The following is an 18,398-nucleotide window of genomic DNA, read 5'->3' as shown; positions in this document are numbered from 1 at the left end:
GGTTTAACCCTTCCGCACTGTACGTTGTTCAATCCGCTTTTCGTGTTCGCCCTGCACGATGCGATGCACGTAGATGCCCGGCAGATGGATCGTATCGGGGTCAAGAGACCCTGTTGGCACGATCTCTTCGACCTCGGCGATACAAACCTTGCCGCACATCGCGGCGGGCGGGTTGAAATTGCGCGCGGTCTTGCGGAACACAAGGTTGCCTGTCGCATCCGCTTTCCACGCCTTGACGATGGACAGATCGGCAAAGATGCCTTCTTCCATGATGTAGGTCTCACCGTTGAAGTCTTTGTGATCCTTACCCTCGGCGATCACGGTGCCAACACCTGTCTTGGTGTAGAACCCCGGAATGCCGCAGCCACCGGCGCGCATCCGTTCGGCCAAGGTGCCCTGCGGGTTGAATTCAAGCTCCAACTCACCGCTGAGGTACTGGCGCATGAATTCCGCGTTTTCACCCACGTAAGAGCTGATCATCTTTTTGACCTGCTTGGTCTGCAACAGGATGCCGATGCCAAAATCATCCACGCCCGCGTTGTTGGACGCAAAGGTAAGGTTCTTGGTGCCGGCCTCTTTGATGGCCTGCAACAAAAGCTCGGGAATGCCGCAAAGCCCGAAACCGCCCGAGGCGATCAGCATGCCGTCCGACAGCACACCCTCCAATGCTTCGGCCGCTGAGCCGTAGACTTTCTTCATGGCAAACACTCCCCTTTGGCTGTCCAGAATACTCTGGCATACCTTTTGACGCCGCAGCGCGGCGAAGTCAAATTATTCAGCCGGAAAAGGCGTGCCGGTCAGATGATCCGCACCTGTGTGCCGACGGGCGCAATCTGGTATAGCGCCTCGATCATGTGATTATAAAGCCCGATACAGCCGTCCGAAGACTGTCGCCCGATCTTGCGGGTGTCATGGGTGCCGTGGATCAAATAGGCGGGCCAGCTTAGATACATCGCATGGGTGCCCAGCGGATTGTCCGGGCCGGGCGGCATGTATTTCAGTTCCGGATTGCGCTCCATCATTGACGGGGTCGGGGTCCAGTCGGGGCCGACACGCTTGCGCACAATCTTGGTATATCCGCGCTTGGTCAGCTCATCACTGCGCGGCACCGAGGTAGGATAGACAATGTAGGTCTCGCCATCGCCGCTCCAGAAATGCAGGGCGCGGGAGGTCGTATCGGCGACAATCGCCGCCTTGCCAAGAGTGTCGAAGTGGTCCTGCCATTGCTGCATCGTGAAACTGGTGGCGTTGCGGCGCACCGGGGGCAGGGCGCTGGGCTCTGCCCGCAACAGGGCAGGCGTGAACAGTGCCGCGCCGCTGGCCGCGATCATTCCGCGGCGGGTAAGAATTTTGCCTGACATGTCTTTGCCTCTCTTGGGGTCTGTTTCCCCGGTGATCGGAAAACAGCCGTGGAAAGGCAAATCACATATTCATGATCTGCGATCTGTGGTCGCAGAAGTGGCGGCAAACCGCAGCGGTCAGTCCTTTGTTGCGGGCTTCTTCGCGGGCGCTTTTTTCTTGGCGGCTGGCTTTTTCGCTGCGGTTTTCTTGGCCGGAGCTTTCTTTTTGGTTGCCGCTTTGCGTTTGGCCGGGGATTTGGCGAGCTTCTCCTCGATCAACTCTACCGCGCGTTCCATGGTCAGATCTGCCGGTTCGATCTCTTTGGGGATCGTCGCGTTGACCTTTTCCCACTTCACGTAAGGCCCGTATTTGCCTTCCATGACATTGACGTCACCGCCCAGATCAGGGTGCTCGCCCATCTCGCGGATCGGTTTGGCTGCTTTGCCGCGACCACCGCGGCTGGCGACTTTCTCTGCCAGCAATTGCACCGCGCGGTTCATGCCAACGGTAAAGACCTCATCAAGGCTTTCCAGGTTGGCATTGGTGCCGCCGCGATCCGATGTGCTTTCGGCATGTTTCAAATAGGGGCCGTAGCGCCCAATGTTGGACCAAACCATGATCCCGTCTTCGGGGTGCGGTCCGATCTGGCGCGGCAGCGACAGCAGCATCAAGGCGCGGTCCAATTCCAACTCTTCGGCGGGCCAGTCTTTTGGCACCGATTGCCGTGGCGGTTTTTTGTTTTCTTCGGTCACCGGACCGCGCTGCACATAGGGTCCGAAGCGGCCTTTGAACACCCGGATCTCGTCGCCATTGTCGGTGCCAAGCAGCTTGCCATCAGGCGGGATCGCCGATTTTTCTGCCTCTGGGTCTGGCGGGCCAAAGGGACGTGTGTATCGGCATTCGGGATAGTTCGAGCACCCGATGAACGCGCCGCCCGACCGGGCCGTGCGCATGCTGAGCCGGCCTGCGCCGCAATGCGGGCAGAGGCGCGGATCGCTGCCATCTTCGGTGGGCGGGAAGAGATGCGGCTCAAGAACCTCGTTGATCTTTTCCAGGACCTCGGTGATGCGCAGCTCGGATGTTTCGGCAATCGCAGCCGAGAAATCGCGCCAGAACCGGTGCAACACTTCTTTATAGTCGGCGTCGGCTGCGCTGACCTGATCGAGCTGGTTTTCCAGATCGGCGGTGAAATCATAACCGATGTAGCGCCGGAAATAATTCTCAAGGAAGGCCGTCACCAACCGGCCCTTATCCTCGGGGATCAGACGATTGCCGTCCTTGCGGACATATTCGCGATCCTGAATTGTGGTGACGATGCTGGCGTATGTGGACGGGCGCCCAATGCCGAGCTCCTCCATACGTTTGACCAGTGTCGCCTCGGTGTAACGAGGGGGCGGTTGGGTGAAATGCTGTTCGGGCGTGACGGCGCGTTTGTCCATCTTGTCGCCTTCGGAGATTTGCGGCAGGCGCTTGTCATCCTCATCGACGACATCATCGCGGCCCTCTTCATAGACCCGCAGGAACCCGTCAAACAGAACCACCTGCCCATTGGCCCGCAGGCCGACCTGTTCATCCTTGCTGCCGATCTCAACCGTGGTGCGTTCCATCCGGGCCGAGGCCATCTGGCACGCCAGGGTCCGTTTCCAGATCAGATCATAGAGCTTGCGTTGGTCCGCTTCGAGGTTGAGCGATCCGGCGTCTTTGGTCATATCCGTCGGGCGGATACATTCGTGTGCCTCTTGGGCGTTCTTGGCCTTGTTCTTGTAAATGCGCGGCTCGCCCGGCACATAATCCGCACCATAGCGATCCTTGATCGCGTCACGGGCCATCGTCACCGCCTCGGGTGCCATGTCGATACCGTCGGTCCGCATATAGGTAATATGGCCCGCTTCATACAGACGCTGCGCCGTGCTCATTGTCTGGCGCGCGCCCATGCCGAACTTGCGGCTGGCCTCCTGCTGCAGGGTGGAGGTCATGAAGGGGGCAGAGGGGTTGCGGCTGGCGGGCTTGGCCTCGACCGAGATCACGCTCAGATCGCGGCTGGTGATCGCCTGGACGGCCATTTCGGCCTGGGTCGCATCGCCAAGATCAAACTTGTCCAGCTTCTTGCCCGCCAGGGTGGTCAGGCGCGCTTCAAACTCCTGACCGCGCGGGGTGGCCAGCAAGGCTTTGACGCTCCAGTATTCGCGGGCGCGGAAGGCCTCGATCTCCATCTCGCGTTCCACGATCAGGCGCAGTGTTACCGATTGCACGCGTCCTGCCGATTTTGCGCCGGGCAGTTTGCGCCACAAGACAGGCGACAGGTTGAAGCCCACCAGATAGTCCAGCGCCCGGCGGGCCAGATAAGCCTCGACCAAGGGCATATCGACCTGGCGGGGGTTCTGCATTGCCTCGGTCACGGCCTTTTTGGTGATCTGGTTGAACACCACGCGGCTGACAGGCGTGTCTTTCTTGATGGATTTGCGTTTTGTGAGCGCCTCTTGCAAATGCCAGCTGATCGCCTCGCCCTCGCGGTCGGGGTCAGTCGCGAGGATCAATGCGTTGTCATCTTTGAGGGCGTCGGCAATCGCTTTGACGTGTTTCTTGCTGTCGCTGGCCACTTCCCACTTCATCTCGAAGTCGGCGTCGGTGTCGACAGAGCCATCCTTTGGCGGAAGATCGCGGACGTGACCGTAGGAGGCCAGAACGGTGTAATTATCGCCCAGATATTTGTTGATCGTTTTGGCCTTGGCAGGAGATTCGACAACAACTACGGGCATAAAATAAGGCACCTTACATCAATTTTGGGTGGGCGGTTGCGCTGTCTCATGTGGGATGGGAGGGGGGATTGTCAATGCAGTGTTGCGCCAGCGCTCACGATTTTCTTGCAGGTGTGCAAGGCGGCTTTGGCATAATGGCGCCGCTCAGGAACGCCTTCTAGCGGCGTTAAGAGTTCTCGCTATGGTGGAGGAATTGACCCGGTCGCGGCGCCGCTTCGTTCTGGTCCTTCACACCGCTTTGGCCACCAATCCGCCGGGGCGTCTGGTGATCTGTCCATCCATCTCAAGATCGACCAACGCGGGGCCGACCTGGCCTGCGGGCGCCTTCAGATCCCGGATCAATTGATCTTCGGCCACGGGGGAGGGGCCAAGCCGCGATAGGATTTGCAGATGCAGGGATGCAGTTTCGCGCAAGCTGCGTTTGGCCTTGCCGGGTTGTGGGGTCGGGGCTGTTTTGCTTTGGGCGGCAGCTGCGTCAGGTGCGGGCAACGGCAGCTCCGGCGCGGCGGCCAGTGTCGGCGCCAAGGCCTCAAGCACATCGGCGGCAGAGCGGACCAGCACCGCACCATCGCGGATCAACATGTTGCAACCCGATGCACGTGCGTCAAAGGGATGGCCCGGCACCGCCAGCACCTCGCGGCCCTGATCCAATGCATCGCGGGCGGTGATCAGGCTGCCGGACTTTCCCGCCGCCTCGACCACAACAGTGGCCCGCGATAGGCCAGAGATGATCCGGTTGCGGGCGGGAAAATGCCGCGCCATCGGTTGCAGGCCCATGGGTTGTTCGGACAGGCGCAGGCCGTTTTGCGGGATCAATCCGGCCAATTCGGTGTTTTCTGCCGGATACATTACATCAATACCGCCGGCCTGAACGGCAATCGTGCCGGTTTCCAGCGCGGCGTGGTGCGCAGCAGCATCAATGCCCCGGGCCAGACCTGAGACAACGACATATCCTGCCTTCGCCAGATCCTTTGCCAGCGCCTTGGCCATGCGCGTGCCCAGCGAGGAGGCATTGCGCGCCCCGACCAGCGAGATCATCGGGCGGCTCAGAACACCCGTTTGACCGATCATCCAGAGGAAAGGCGGCGCATCGTCCAGTTCCGCCAGTGCCGCAGGGTAGGGAGAAGACCCGAGGATCAGCAACCGTGCCCCAGCCGCGCGGCCCGCCCGCAATTCGGCGCGCACCACATCTTCGGGGCAGATCTCGTATCCTGAAACGCCCGCGGCACGCGCCACCTCAGGCAGCGCGGCCAACGCGTTCTGCGCCGTGCCGTGTTCAGCCAGCAGACGTTTATACGTCGAAATGCCGACCCGGCGCGAGCGCAACAGACGAAGTCGGGCAAACTGTTCGTCTTCCGGGGTGGGTGGGAGTGGGGGGTGAGTGGAAGAAGGATGTAGGTCCTTGTCAGTCATCCCGTTGTCTCCGTCCGTTGCAGAATCAGGTATAGGTTCGCACGGTTAACAACGGATGAATCAAGTAGGGCCGATTAGCGCTAAACCGGCCCCTTGAATTTAAGCTATGCCGCAGACCCGCCAACGGTCAGGCCACCGATCATCAAGGTTGGCTGGCCCACGCCCACCGGCACCCATTGGCCCTGCTTGCCGCAGTTGCCCATACCCGGATCAAGCGCGGGATCATTGCCGATGGCGCGAATCTGTTGCAGCGCGGTTGCACCGTCCCCGATCAGCGTCGCGCCTTTCACGGGTGCGCCCACTTTGCCATTTTCCACGCGGTAGGCTTCGGTGCAGGAAAAGACGAACTTGCCATTGGTGATATCCACCTGACCGCCGCCAAAGCCAACGGCATAGATGCCATCCTTGAGATCCGATACGATATCGCCCGGCGCAGTGTCTCCGCCCAACATATAGGTGTTGGTCATGCGCGGCATCGGGATATGGGCATAGGATTGCCGCCGCCCGTTCCCGGTAGACTGAACGCCCATCAAACGCGCGTTCTGGCGATCCTGCATATAGCCGACCAGCTTGCCATCCTCGATCAGAACATTCTTGGCCGACGGCGTGCCCTCATCATCGACAGAGATCGATCCGCGCCGGTCCGGGATCGTGCCATCATCCAGAACCGTGACCCCTTTTGCCGCAATCTGTTGACCCATCAACCCGGCAAAGGCGCTAGACCCTTTGCGGTTAAAATCCCCCTCGAGGCCGTGGCCGATTGCCTCGTGCAGCAAGATACCCGGCCAGCCGGGGCCAAGTACGACATCCATCACACCCGCAGGTGCAGGCACTGCATCAAGGTTGACCACAGCAATGCGCAAGGCCTCGCGGGTTTTCGCCTGCCAGTCGGCAGGATCGAGCAAACCGTCAAGGCCAACGCGCCCGCCGCCGCCCGCGCTGCCGCTTTCGCGGCGGCCCTCTTGTTCGACAATCACCGATACATTGACCCGCGTCATCGGGCGAATATCCCGGACCGATGTGCCTTCGGGGCGCAAAATCTCGATCTCCTGAATGCTGGCGGCAATTGTTGCGCTGACTTGCACCACCCTTGCATCGAGATCGCGGGCAAAGGCATCAATTTCGCGCAAAGTCTCAACCTTGACAGGAAAAGCCGCCCCGGCAATCGGATCATCATCTGTATACAGCTTCTTGTTGGTCCCCTCGGGCGCATCCGCCCAGGTGCCGCCGCCCTCACCAACCGCAAGCCGCGCAGTTTCGCTGGCGCGGCGCAGGGCCGCTTCGCTGATTTCGGTGGAATGGGCGTATCCGGCCACCTCTCCGCGCACCGCGCGCAGGCCGAATCCCTCGGACGCATCATAGCTCGCGGTCTTGAGCCGCCCGTCATCAAACACCAATGCCTCCGACCGCCGACGTTCCAGAAACAGCTCCCCGTCATCTGCGCCTGCGACGGCACTGCGCAGGATGGAAAGGGCGGTATCGCGGTCTAAATCAGCTTCAAAAGGAAGAAAGGCACTGCTGCTCATGGAGATATATCCTGTATTCCAGCCACAAAAACGAATTTAGCGTCTGTTTGACGCAATCGAATGGCTTTATCTTGAGCTTAGAATATGATTGTAAGCATCAAGATTACAACGGGCGGCTGTCAAACGGGCTCCGCTTGGTTGAACCCGTAGAACAAATGGTCACAAGATCAGGACGACTTATGAAAAAACTTCTCTCTGCAAGCGCGCTTCTGGCCAGCTTCTCCGCCCTTCCAGCATTGGCACAGGACAATCTGCGCATCGACGGTCTGGAAGTGATCGGTACACCGGTTGATGGTGAAATGGGGTTCCAGCCCGCCGTGACCCGTCTGGCCCGTGACATTCACGATCTGGACTATCTGATTCTGGTGATCATCACCTTGATCACTGTCTTTGTGACCGCGCTGATCCTTTGGGTGATCATCCGCTACAACAAAAAGCGCAATCCGGAGCCTGCGTCGTTCACCCACCACACCCCGGTTGAAGTGGCATGGACCATCGGGCCTATACTGATTCTGGTGCTGATCGGCGCATATTCCTTGCCGATCTTGTTCCGCCAGCAGGAAATCCCTGAGGCCGACGTGACCATCAAGGCCATCGGCAACCAGTGGTATTGGTCTTACGAATACGTCGATGATGGCTTTGGCTTTGACAGCTACATGATCGGTGCGCCGGCGACTCTGACCTCCGAAGAAGAGGCCGCGGGCGTCATCGCCAACCGTCTGGACGACGTGATGATCGCCAAGCTTGAAGCGGCAGGCTATTCACGCGATGAATGGCTGCTGGCCACGGACACTGCTGTTGTGGTGCCTGTCGGCAAGACCATCGTGATGCAGGTGACGGCATCCGACGTGATCCACGCATGGACCATCCCGGCCTTTGGCGTAAAGCAGGACGGCGTTCCGGGGCGTTTGGCTGAACTGTGGTTCAACGCCGAGAAAGAAGGCGTTTATTTTGGTCAGTGTTCAGAACTCTGCGGTCAGGCGCACGCCTATATGCCGATCACGGTCAAGGTTGTCTCCGAAGCCGCCTATCAGGAGTGGCTGGGCCGCGCGAAAGAGGAATACGCAGGTATCCCTCAGCCGCTGACTGTTGCGTCCAACTGAATCGAAACCAGGGTGCGGCGAAACCGCACCCTGTTGGTACTGAGACTTGAAAAGGGTGGGCTGCGGTCCACCCTTCCGATCATCAGCAATCTGGCAGATCCCCCGCAGGGATCTCTTTTCGGCAAAGGCATGGGATGACTGACATCACCAACACTCCTGCAGCGGAACACGAGGCACAGCTGGGCGATTATTTTGCCCTCTTCAAACCCCGCGTCATGCAACTTGTCGTGTTCACCGCATTGGTGGGCATGCTGGCGGCACCTGTGTCTGTTCATCCCGTTGTCGGCTTTGCCGCGATCTTGTTTGTTGCCATCGGGGCAGGCGCCTCTGGCGCGCTGAACATGTGGTGGGACGCTGACATTGACCGGATCATGCGCCGCACCCAAAGCCGCCCGATCCCGGCTGGCAAGGTGCAACCGGGCGAGGCTTTGGCGCTGGGCGTGGCCCTGTCGGGCATGTCGGTGATGATGCTGGGGCTGGCGGCCAATCTGCTGGCGGCAGGAATGCTGCTGTTTACAATCCTGTTCTACGCAGTCTTCTACACCATGTGGCTCAAGCGCCGCACGCCGCAGAACATCGTGATCGGTGGCGCGGCGGGGGCTTTCCCGCCGGTGATCGGCTGGATCATCGCCACGGGCAGCTTTTCCATCGAGGCATGGCTGATGTTCGCGCTTATCTTCATGTGGACGCCGCCGCATTTCTGGGCCTTGGCGCTGTTCATGCGCTCTGACTATGACGATGCCGATGTGCCAATGCTGACGGTGACCCACGGCCGCCCGGCAACACGCCGTCACATTCTGGCCTATACTGTTGTTCTGGCGGTTCTGGCTGTCGGCACCGGCTTCACCGCGATCGGCGGCTGGATCTACCTGAGCTTTTCGCTGGTGCTGAACGCGCTGTTCCTGCTGGGCGCCTACCGGATCTGGCAGCGCGACGAAGACGCATCCGAGGCCGACAACTACAAGGTGGAACGCAAATTCTTCCGCCTGTCGCTGTTTTACCTCTTCCTGCACTTTGGTGCGATACTGGTCGAAGCGACGCTGCGGCCATGGGGCCTTGGGGGCTGGTGATGAACATGCGGACCGAACATGAAATCCACAACCGCCGCCGCGGGCGCAATGTGGGTGTGGGCCTGATGCTGGGCGCTTTTGTCATATTGGTGATGGTTCTGACTTTCGTCAAAATCACCCAAACCGATTTCACCAAGGCGATGGGCGCACCTGCGGCCCAAACTCAGGAGAGCAATTGATGGCGATGACCGGACCACAAAAAACCGTTGCACAAACAGTGTCGCTGGTCGTGGTCATGGGCGCATTGGCCTGGGCATCCGTGCCGTTTTACGACTGGTTCTGCCGGGTCACCGGCTTTGGCGGGGTGCCGGGGCAGGTAGAAACGGCATCCGACGAGATTCTCGACCAGACAATCAAGGTTCGCTTTGACGCTTCACTCAACAGCGGCATGGCGTGGGAGTTCACGCCGGTCGTACGCGAGATGGAGATTCGCATCGGCGAGACCGGTTTGGCCTTTTATGAGGCCTATAATCCCACATCGCAGCCCATCGCAGGGCAGGCGAGTTACAACGTGACTCCCTACACTGCAGGTGCGTTTTTTGAAAAAATCGACTGTTTCTGCTTTGAAGAACAGGTTTTGGCCCCCGGTGAACGGGTGCAAATGCCGGTCAGCTTCTTTGTGGACCCGGAAATCGTCAAAGACCGCGATGGGAAGTTTGTACATACCATCACTCTGTCTTATACATTCTATGAAATTGACCTGCCCGAAGGCTATGCCGCCTTGGACCAGGACAGCACAACAGACCTGAACTAAAGAAAAGCTGAGGGACGCCCGCGATATGGCACATGCTAAGAACCACGATTACCACATCCTAAGCCCGTCAAGCTGGCCCCTTCTGGGCGCTCTTGCTGGATTTGTGATGCTTTTTGGCGCTGTGCTTTGGATGCACGATGTCACACCGTTTCTGTTCCTCGGTGGCTTTGTCGCCGTGCTATACGTGATGTTCGGCTGGTGGCGTGAAGTCGTCATCGAAAGCCATGTGGGCGATCACACCGGTGTTGTCCGCCTTGGCCTGCGCTATGGCTTTATCCTGTTCATCATGTCCGAAGTGATGTTCTTTGTGGCGTGGTTCTGGACCTTCTTCAAACAGGCCATGTACCCGATGAACGAATATGTCGGGTCCGAATATGTGCCGCCGGTGTTTGATCCGGTAAACGCCTTCCACCTGCCGCTGATCAACACGTTGATCCTGCTGCTTTCGGGCTGTGCCGTGACTTGGGCGCACCACGCGATTGTGCATGAAAACAACCGCAAAGACCTGATCAACGGTCTGGCAATCTCGGTCATTCTGGGCGTCGCGTTCACCGCGCTTCAGGCTTACGAATATGCCGAACTGATCCTGCACCACGACTGGGTGTTCGGCGGCGACGCGTTCTTTTCCGCGTTCTTCATGGCCACAGGCTTTCACGGGTTTCACGTTGTGATCGGCACGATCTTCCTGCTGGTCTGCTTGATCCGGGCGATGCGCGGCGACTTCACCCCCGAACAACACGTCGGGTTTGAGGCGGCCGCATGGTACTGGCACTTTGTTGATGTGGTCTGGCTGTTCCTGTTCTTCGCCGTCTACATCTGGGGCGTTCCTGCGTAAGAACGTGCAGACGGGGTTGCATCTGCGGCCTCGATCCCCGAAAACCCAAGGCGCGCGAAGGGGACTTCGCGCGCCTTGTCTTTGACGCAGAGAATGTCGCCCATGAGCCGCGTGCTTTTTCTTATTATTGTTGGACTAGGCGGCGCCGCGATCCTGCTGTCGCTGGGCGTTTGGCAGTTGCAGCGCCTCGCGTGGAAAGAGGCGCTGATTGCGGATATCAACGCCCGCATCCTTGCCGATCCCGTAACCTTGCCTGCACAGCCTGATCCGCAGACCGATGCCTTTTTGCCGGTCACGGTCACAGGCACATTTGAAGGGGACACCCTGCGTGTTCTGGTTTCCCAAAAGGAAGTGGGGGCGGGGTACCGTCTGATCACGGCACTGGAAACCGTCAATGACCGCATCCTCGTGGACCGCGGCTTTGTCTCGGTGGACGACAAGTCCGTGCCGACGCCCGAAGGATTGGTCACTGTCACCGGAAACCTGCACTGGCCGCAGGAGACCGATCGTTTCACCCCCGAGGCGGATTTTGACCTGAATATCTGGTTTGCCCGTGATGTGGATGATCTCGCAGCGGCCTTGGCAGCGGAACCAATCCTTGTGGTGGCCCGGGATCTGTCGGTGCCAGACAGCGTCGTGACGCCATTGCCCGTAGACACCAGCCGGATTCCCAACGATCACCTGAATTACGCCATTACATGGTTTTCGCTGGCTGCCATCTGGTTGGCCATGTCCATTCTATTTATGCGCCGTCGTCGCGGCGCCAAACTCGAAAGCTGACCCATGCGCTATATTTCCACCCGTGGCACGGCCCCTGTTCTGAGCTTCGAAGAAGCCATGCTGACCGGACTGGCCCGCGATGGCGGACTATATGTTCCCGAATCCATACCGACGCTGACCAAAGATCAGATCGCCGCGATGGCAGGGCAGTCCTATGAAGAGGTCGCCTTTACCGTGATGCGCCCCTTCATCGGTGACACCTTTACCGACGACGAATTCCGCGAGCTGATCGCCAAGGCCTATGGCAGTTTTGGCCATGTCGCCCGTGCGCCGATGGTGCAGCTTGCGCCAAATCATTTCCTGCTTGAGCTGTTTCACGGCCCGACTTTGGCGTTCAAAGATTTTGCGATGCAGCTGATTGGCCAGATGTTCCAAAAGGCTTTGGGCCGCAAGGGCAAGCGTGTGACGATTGTTGGCGCGACCTCGGGCGACACAGGCTCTGCCGCGATCGAGGCCTTCCGCGGCCTCGACAATGTCGATGTGTTTATCCTTTATCCACATGGCCGCGTTTCCGAAGTGCAGCGCCGCCAGATGACCACGCCAACGGAATCCAACGTGCATGCCCTGGCGGTGGATGGTGACTTTGACGATTGTCAGGCCCGCCTGAAGGATATGTTCAACGACTTTGACTTCCGCGACAGCGTGAAACTGGCCGGTGTCAATTCGATCAACTGGGGCCGGGTACTGGCGCAGGTGGTTTACTACTTCTCCTCCGCCGTGTCCCTGGGCGCGCCGGACCGCAAAGTCAGCTTTACCGTGCCAACCGGCAACTTTGGCGACATCTTTGCCGGCTATATTGCCCGCCAGATGGGCCTGCCCATCGAAGATCTGGTCGTTGCCACCAACCAGAACGATATTCTGGACCGGTGCCTCAAGGGCCAAGGCTATCACAAGGGCGGCGTACATGCCTCCATCAGCCCGTCGATGGATATTCAGGTCTCGTCCAACTTTGAGCGGGCGCTTTTTGATGCCTATGGCCGCGACGGCGCGGCGATCAAACAATTGATGGATGAACTGGGGCAGGGCGGTTTTGATGTGTCACAAGGCGCATTGCAGGCCTTGCAAGAGATCTACCGCTCCGGCCGCGCCTCCGAAGAAGAAACATCGGCCACAATCGCAGACACGCTGAAAACCTCGGCTGAGCTGCTGTGCCCGCATTCCGCCATTGGTGTGAAAGTGGCCAATGAAAAGCGCGATCCGGCAATCCCGATGATCACACTGGCCACCGCGCATCCGGCCAAGTTCCCCGATGCGGTTGAGGCGGCTACAGGTGTGCGTCCCGGCCTGCCGCCGCGCATGGCGGATCTGTTTGACCGCGACGAACGCCTGACCCGTGTGGACAATGATCTTGACGCGTTGAAGACGCTCATCAAAGGGAAACTCAACGCGTGAGCCTGAACCAGCACCGCCTGCCAAACGGATTCCGCATCGTCACCGAAAATATGCCGGGGCTTGCCTCGGCCTCAATCGGGATCTGGGTGTCGGCAGGCGGGCGCCATGAGACACCAAATCAGAACGGCATCGCCCATTTCCTTGAGCATATGGCGTTCAAGGGCACCGAACGGCGCACGTCTTTGCAGATCGCCGAGGCGATTGAGGATGTGGGCGGTTATATCAACGCCTACACCTCGCGCGAAGTGACCGCCTATTACGTGCGGGTGCTGGAAAACGATGTGGCGCTGGGGCTGGATGTGATTGCCGATATCCTGCGCAATCCTGTACTCGACCCCAAAGAGATCGAGGTGGAGCGCGGGGTGATCCTGCAAGAGATCGGTCAGGCGCTGGACACCCCCGATGACGTGATCTTTGACTGGCTGCAAGAAGAGGCCTATCCAGATCAGCCGCTTGGCCGCACGATCCTTGGCCCGGCGGAACGGGTGTCGGCCTTTGGGCAGGCAGATTTGCGATCCTTCATTGACGATCACTATGGCCCCGAACAGATGATCCTTGCCGCCGCTGGTGCGGTGGACCACGACGAGATTGTCAAACTGGCCGAGACGTTGTTTGGCGATATGCCGACCAAGCCGCTGTTCCAGACGGTGCCAGCGCAGTTCAAAGGGGGCGAGACCCGCCAGCTCAAACCGCTGGAACAGGCACATTTTGCCCTAGGATTTGAATCACCCGGCTACCGCGCTGACGATATCTATGTGGCGCAGATCTATGCCTCTGCGCTGGGGGGCGGCATGTCATCGCGTTTGTTCCAGGAGATTCGAGAGAACCGCGGCCTATGCTATAGTATCTTTGCCCAAGCCGGGGCCTATGCCGATACCGGCATGATGACGGTCTATGCAGGCACCTCTGCCGAACAACTGCCGGAACTGGCAGGCATCACCATCGATGAGATGAAACGCGCCGCTGCGGATATGTCTCCCGCCGAGGTGGCCCGCGCCCGTGCGCAGATGAAGGCAGGATTGCTGATGGGGCTGGAAAGCCCGTCGAACCGCGCCGAACGTCTGGCGCGGCTGATCCAGATCTGGGACCGCATTCCGCCGCTTGAGGAAACCATCGAAAAGATCGATGCCGTGACCACCGGCGATGTGCGCGACATGGCAGAGCGGATCGCGGCGCAGGCACCCGCCGCGCTTGCGCTTTACGGTCCGGTTGATGACGCGCCAACTTTGCAGCAGCTAGAGGAGCGCCGCGCGGCCTGATGTTGCTGATCAAACGCAAGCTGAAGATCGAAACAGAGCGTTTGACGCTGCGCACCCCCGTGCATGCAGATTTCCGGCCATGGACAGCGCTGCGGGTCAAAAGCGAAAGCTACCTCAAACAATGGGAACCGGCCTGGGCTGATGATCACCTGACCCGGAAGGCTTTTTCCAATCGGGTCTATTGGGCCTCAAGATCAATCAGCTCTGGCACGGCGATGCCGCTGTTCCTGATCCGGCGCGAGGATCAAACCCTGATCGGTGCCATCACCCTCGACAATATCCGCCGCGGTCCTGCACAGGCAGGCACGCTGGGCTATTGGACAGGCGCCCCTTTTGCACGCCAAGGCTATATGCGTGAGGCGATTGAGGCGGTGGTGCATCAGGCCTTCACCCGACTGGACCTCAGCCGGATCGAGGCGGCCTGTTTGCCGGAAAACAAACCCTCGCGTGGTTTGTTGGAAAAGTCGGGCTTCAAATATGAAGGTGTCGCGCAAAGCTATCTTCAGATTGCCGGACGCTGGCGGACCCATGTGCTTTATGCGTGCCTGCGCGGCGACCGGCGCGGGCGCACCGAGGTGGGATAGGCCTGCATCCCGCCGGCGCGGTGCAATACCCTCTTGCATCCTCATTCGCCAATGCCGATTGATGGGGCATGACGTCAAAACCGCTCAACCCCGCCGATGCTTCTTTTCTGTCCTCGCTTGAGGCAGCCTTGCCCGCAGGCACCCTGCGTCCGGCAGATGCCCGATACCTCGAAGAGCCGCGCGGCATTTACGCCGGTCAGCCCACCGCCGTGGCCCTGCCGCGCAGCGCCAAGGAGGTGGCGACGCTGATCCGTCACGCCAATGCGGCCCGCGTCGGCGTGGTGCCCTATGGCGGAGGCACAGGTCTGGTAGGCGGGCAGGTGGCACAGGACGGCGCAGTGCCATTGCTCCTGTCCATGGAACGGTTGAATCAGATCCGCGCGGTTCATGCCGACGAAAACGTTCTGGTCGCTGATGGCGGCGCGATTTTGGTCGATATTCAGATCGCGGCAGATGCGCAGGACCGTGTGTTCCCGCTGTCGCTGGCCTCCGAAGGATCGGCGCGGATCGGCGGCAATCTGGCCACGAATGCGGGCGGCACCGGCGTGCTGCGCTATGGCAATGCCCGCGATCTATGTCTGGGGCTAGAGGCCGTGCTGCCGGATGGTCAGATCTGGAACGGTCTGACCCGCCTGCGCAAAAACAACACCGGCTATGACCTGCGGCACCTGTTGATCGGGGCCGAGGGGACATTGGGGGTGATCACGGGCGCGGCGCTGAAACTGTTTCCAAAGCCTGCACAAACCGGCAGCGCGATGTTGGTCGTGCCAAGCCCCGCATCCGCGCTGAAACTGCTGTCACTGGCCCGCGACCACTTGGGCGAGATGGTCAGCGCCTTTGAACTGATCCACGGGCAGGGCATGCACTTTCTGGCCGAAGCCGACCTTGATGTGCGCCTGCCCTTTGATGACGTGCCGGAATGGACCGTGCTGATCGATGTCGGCCTCAGCGGTGGGTTGATCCCCGCCGATGCACTTGAGGCACTTTTTGTCGGTGCCTATGAGGCGGGGCTGGTATCGGACGGTGTGATTGCACAGAATCAGCAACAATCAGATGATTTCTGGCGGATCCGCGAAATGATCCCGGAGGCGAATCGCAGGATCGGCTCTGTCTCCAGCCACGATATCTCTGTTCCGCTCAGCGCGATCGCTGACTTCATCGCCCAAGGCACCGCGAAAATCGCCGAAATTGGCGCGTTTCGGATCAATTGCTTTGGCCATGTGGGCGATGGAAATCTGCATTTCAACGTTTTTCCCATGCCGGGCAAATCTCGCGCCGATCACCAGAACCAGCGCGAAGAGATAAAATGCCTGATCCATGATCTTGTGGATCAGATGGGCGGATCGGTCAGCGCCGAACACGGCATCGGGCGGCTCAAGGTCGGCGATCTGGAACGTTATGGCGATCCGGCCAAACTGTCGGCGATGCGTGCCATCAAGGCGGCGCTGGACCCAAACGGGATCATGAATCCCGGTGCGGTGCTGCGTCAGACCTGATCAGAGACCGTCAAATGCGCAGAGGGCATGCACATCCATGCCCATATTCTCAAGCTTTTTGCGGCCGCCCAGCTCGGGCAGATCAATGATAAAGGCGCATGAGACAATTTCGCCGCCCAGACGGTGGATCAGTTTGATCCCCGCCTCGGCGGTGCCGCCGGTGGCCAGCAGATCATCCACCACCAGAACCTTTTCGCCCTCTTTGATGGCGTCATCGTGGACCTCTACAATTGCCTCGCCATACTCCAGCTTGTAGTCTTGGCTGATGGTGGTGCCGGGCAGCTTGCCTTTCTTGCGGATCGGGACAAACCCAACGCTCAGCTGATGTGCGATCGCGCCGCCAAGGATAAAGCCGCGTGCCTCTAGCCCCACAACCTTGTCGATGTTGATGCCCGCATAGGGGTGCAGCATCTGGTCAATCGCCATGCGAAAGCCGCGCGGATCGGCAAACAAAGTGGTCACATCGCGGAACATGATCCCCTCGTGTGGGAAATCGACGATGGTGCGGATATAATCCTGTACGTTCTTCATGGCATGCTCCGGCGCAATGTGGCGGTCAATACACCCATGGTGATCAACGCGGCACCGCCCGCCCGTGTGATCCAGGTAATGATGGATGGTCGCGCAATGATCTGGCGCAACCGGTCTGCCAAAAGCGCATACGCCAAAGCGTTGAGCGCCGCCAGTGTCACGAAGGTCGCAATGAGGATTGCAAACTGCGGCAACAAAGGCGCGGCAGGGGTCAGGAACTGCGGCACAAAGGCGATGAAAAAGGCGATGGACTTGGGGTTCAGCGCCGTCACCGCTGCGGTGTGGCCAAACACCCGGCTCGCTGTGATGTTGTCTGCTGTGGGTACCGAGAGCCCCTCACTTGGTGCGGAGCGGATCAATTTGAACCCCAGCCAGACCAGATAGGCCGCGCCCACCCATTTCAGCGCCGTGAACAGCGTGGCAGAGGCCAGAACCAGCGCGCCCAATCCCGCCAGCGAGGCGCTCATCGCGACGAGATCACCCAAGGCCACCCCAGCCGCCGAGGCCACCGCAACAGAGCGACCTTTGCTGAGTGCATAGCTCAGCACCAACAGGACCGTCGGGCCGGGGATCAACAGCAGGGCAAAGGATGCTGCCACGAAGGTCAGCCAGATTTCGAATGTCATTATGTGTTTTCCTGTCCTCAGCCCACAGGGGCCGTTGCATCATCAAATCACGCGGCCTGCCACTGCGTCCAGCTTGGCCATCACTTCGGGGTCGCGTGCCTCTGGCTGTGTCAGAATCGCGAATTCCAAAGCCCGATCACACCCATGCGGGCAGGGCGCCCGGTCAGCGCCCAGCAGTTGCGGCAAACGGGCCACCAAGGCGCGGCCTTTGTCGGCGTTGCCCATCAGCGTGGCAATGATCGCAGTCACATCCACCTCGCCATGGTCAGGGTGCCAGCTGTCATAATCGGTGATCATCGCGACAGAGGCATAACAAAGCTCCGCCTCGCGGGCGAGTTTGGCCTCGGGCATATTGGTCATCCCGATCACGTCCGCGCCCCAGCTTTCGCGGTACATCTTGGATTCCGCCAGTGTCGAAAACTGCGGGCCTTCCATGGCCAGATAAGTGCCGCCGCGATGCACATTGATGCCGGCGTCTCTGGCCGCGGTCTCGCAAGCGTCCCCAAGGCGCGGGCAGGTTGGATGCGCCACGCTGACATGGGCCACACAGCCGGAGCCAAAGAACGATTTGGGCCGCGCAAAGGTGCGGTCAATGAATTGATCTACAATGACAAAATCGCCCGGTGCCATTTCCTCGCGGAAGGAGCCGCAGGCCGACACAGAGATCACATCGGTGCAGCCAAGCCGCTTGAGCGCGTCAATGTTGGCACGATAAGGCACATCACTGGGCGCATGCACATGGCCGCGCCCATGGCGGGGCAGAAACACCATCTCGACACCGTCCAGACTGCCGGTCAGAAGCTGGTCGGACGGATCGCCCCAGGGGGTTTCCACCTGCACCCAATCGGCGTTCTGAAGGCCGTCAATCTCGTAAATGCCTGATCCGCCGATCACGGCAATCTTGGTCTGTGTCATAGCGGCCCCTTCTC

At 59.7% G+C, this 18,398-nt stretch carries 18 protein-coding genes; 10 read left to right on the top strand and 8 right to left on the bottom strand.

What is annotated here, in order from left to right; genetic code table 11:
• Positions 1 to 3: 3 nt before the first annotated feature.
• From K3754_RS13885 to tldD, 5 genes are all read right to left on the bottom strand, one after another.
• Entirely contained in the window at positions 4 to 699 is a 696-nt protein-coding gene (locus K3754_RS13885) for a CoA transferase subunit A (RefSeq protein WP_037910123.1), read from the bottom strand.
• 98 nt (positions 700 to 797) lie between these two features.
• Complete coding sequence (locus K3754_RS13880) at positions 798 to 1,361, bottom strand: L,D-transpeptidase (RefSeq protein ID WP_203210532.1); 564 nt, start codon at positions 1,359 to 1,361, stop codon at positions 798 to 800.
• Positions 1,362 to 1,478: 117 nt separating this feature from the next.
• Positions 1,479 to 4,100 (bottom strand): type I DNA topoisomerase, encoded by a 2,622-nt coding sequence (gene topA / locus K3754_RS13875; protein WP_259938062.1) that lies wholly within the window; start codon positions 4,098 to 4,100, stop codon positions 1,479 to 1,481.
• Positions 4,101 to 4,328: 228 nt separating this feature from the next.
• Complete coding sequence (dprA, locus tag K3754_RS13870) at positions 4,329 to 5,513, bottom strand: DNA-processing protein DprA (protein ID WP_259938060.1); 1,185 nt, start codon at positions 5,511 to 5,513, stop codon at positions 4,329 to 4,331.
• Positions 5,514 to 5,617: 104 nt separating this feature from the next.
• Positions 5,618 to 7,039 carry a metalloprotease TldD gene (gene tldD, locus K3754_RS13865; protein ID WP_259938058.1) on the bottom strand — a complete coding sequence of 474 codons (1,422 nt, stop codon included), beginning with the start codon at positions 7,037 to 7,039 and terminating at the stop codon, positions 5,618 to 5,620.
• A gap of 179 nt (positions 7,040 to 7,218) precedes the next feature.
• Here tldD and coxB point away from each other — a divergent pair, with 179 nt between their 5' ends.
• The 10 genes from coxB to K3754_RS13815 all read left to right on the top strand — a co-directional run bounded on the left by coxB (position 7,219) and on the right by K3754_RS13815 (position 16,312).
• Positions 7,219 to 8,142, top strand: a complete 924-nt coding sequence (coxB, locus tag K3754_RS13860; protein ID WP_259938057.1) for a cytochrome c oxidase subunit II — start codon at positions 7,219 to 7,221, stop codon at positions 8,140 to 8,142.
• Positions 8,143 to 8,276: 134 nt separating this feature from the next.
• On the top strand, positions 8,277 to 9,212 hold the full coding sequence (cyoE, locus tag K3754_RS13855) for a heme o synthase (RefSeq protein ID WP_203210537.1): 936 nt from the start codon (positions 8,277 to 8,279) through the stop codon (positions 9,210 to 9,212).
• On the top strand, positions 9,212 to 9,391 hold the full coding sequence (locus K3754_RS13850) for a cytochrome C oxidase assembly protein (RefSeq protein WP_259938055.1): 180 nt from the start codon (positions 9,212 to 9,214) through the stop codon (positions 9,389 to 9,391). The genes cyoE and K3754_RS13850 overlap by 1 nt, the downstream gene beginning before the upstream one ends.
• Positions 9,391 to 9,966 carry a cytochrome c oxidase assembly protein gene (locus tag K3754_RS13845; protein ID WP_259938054.1) on the top strand — a complete coding sequence of 192 codons (576 nt, stop codon included), beginning with the start codon at positions 9,391 to 9,393 and terminating at the stop codon, positions 9,964 to 9,966. Before K3754_RS13850 ends, K3754_RS13845 begins: the two co-directional genes overlap by 1 nt.
• Positions 9,967 to 9,991: 25 nt before the next feature.
• A complete protein-coding gene (locus K3754_RS13840; RefSeq protein WP_203210539.1) occupies positions 9,992 to 10,801 on the top strand; it encodes a cytochrome c oxidase subunit 3 in 810 nt (269 codons plus the stop codon).
• A 102-nt stretch (positions 10,802 to 10,903) separates the two neighbouring features.
• A complete protein-coding gene (locus tag K3754_RS13835; RefSeq protein ID WP_203210540.1) occupies positions 10,904 to 11,581 on the top strand; it encodes an SURF1 family protein in 678 nt (225 codons plus the stop codon).
• Positions 11,582 to 11,584: 3 nt separating this feature from the next.
• On the top strand, positions 11,585 to 12,973 hold the full coding sequence (gene thrC, locus K3754_RS13830; protein ID WP_259938051.1) for a threonine synthase: 1,389 nt from the start codon (positions 11,585 to 11,587) through the stop codon (positions 12,971 to 12,973).
• Entirely contained in the window at positions 12,970 to 14,232 is a 1,263-nt protein-coding gene (locus K3754_RS13825) for a pitrilysin family protein (protein ID WP_259938050.1), read from the top strand. The genes thrC and K3754_RS13825 overlap by 4 nt, the downstream gene beginning before the upstream one ends.
• Positions 14,232 to 14,816, top strand: a complete 585-nt coding sequence (locus K3754_RS13820) for a GNAT family N-acetyltransferase (protein WP_203210543.1) — start codon at positions 14,232 to 14,234, stop codon at positions 14,814 to 14,816. The genes K3754_RS13825 and K3754_RS13820 overlap by 1 nt, the downstream gene beginning before the upstream one ends.
• A 68-nt stretch (positions 14,817 to 14,884) precedes the next feature.
• Positions 14,885 to 16,312, top strand: a complete 1,428-nt coding sequence (locus tag K3754_RS13815; RefSeq protein WP_259938049.1) for an FAD-binding oxidoreductase — start codon at positions 14,885 to 14,887, stop codon at positions 16,310 to 16,312.
• Here the strand turns inward: K3754_RS13815 and K3754_RS13810 are convergent, their stop codons facing one another.
• Genes K3754_RS13810 through K3754_RS13800 form a run of 3 tightly spaced genes read right to left on the bottom strand, consistent with a single transcriptional unit; the run spans position 16,313 to position 18,384 of the window.
• A complete protein-coding gene (locus tag K3754_RS13810) occupies positions 16,313 to 16,843 on the bottom strand; it encodes an adenine phosphoribosyltransferase (RefSeq protein WP_203210545.1) in 531 nt (176 codons plus the stop codon).
• Entirely contained in the window at positions 16,840 to 17,469 is a 630-nt protein-coding gene (locus K3754_RS13805) for a LysE family translocator (protein WP_259938048.1), read from the bottom strand. The genes K3754_RS13810 and K3754_RS13805 overlap by 4 nt, the downstream gene beginning before the upstream one ends.
• Positions 17,470 to 17,511: 42 nt before the next feature.
• Positions 17,512 to 18,384 carry an S-methyl-5'-thioadenosine phosphorylase gene (locus K3754_RS13800; RefSeq protein ID WP_203210547.1) on the bottom strand — a complete coding sequence of 291 codons (873 nt, stop codon included), beginning with the start codon at positions 18,382 to 18,384 and terminating at the stop codon, positions 17,512 to 17,514.
• Positions 18,385 to 18,398 lie beyond the last annotated feature (14 nt).

Source organism: Sulfitobacter sp. M368 (assembly GCF_025141875.1).
GTDB classification, from domain to species: Bacteria; Pseudomonadota; Alphaproteobacteria; order Rhodobacterales; family Rhodobacteraceae; genus Sulfitobacter; species Sulfitobacter mediterraneus_A.
Note: the sequence above shows the minus strand (reverse complement) of the source record. Positions and strands in the feature narration are given on the sequence as shown.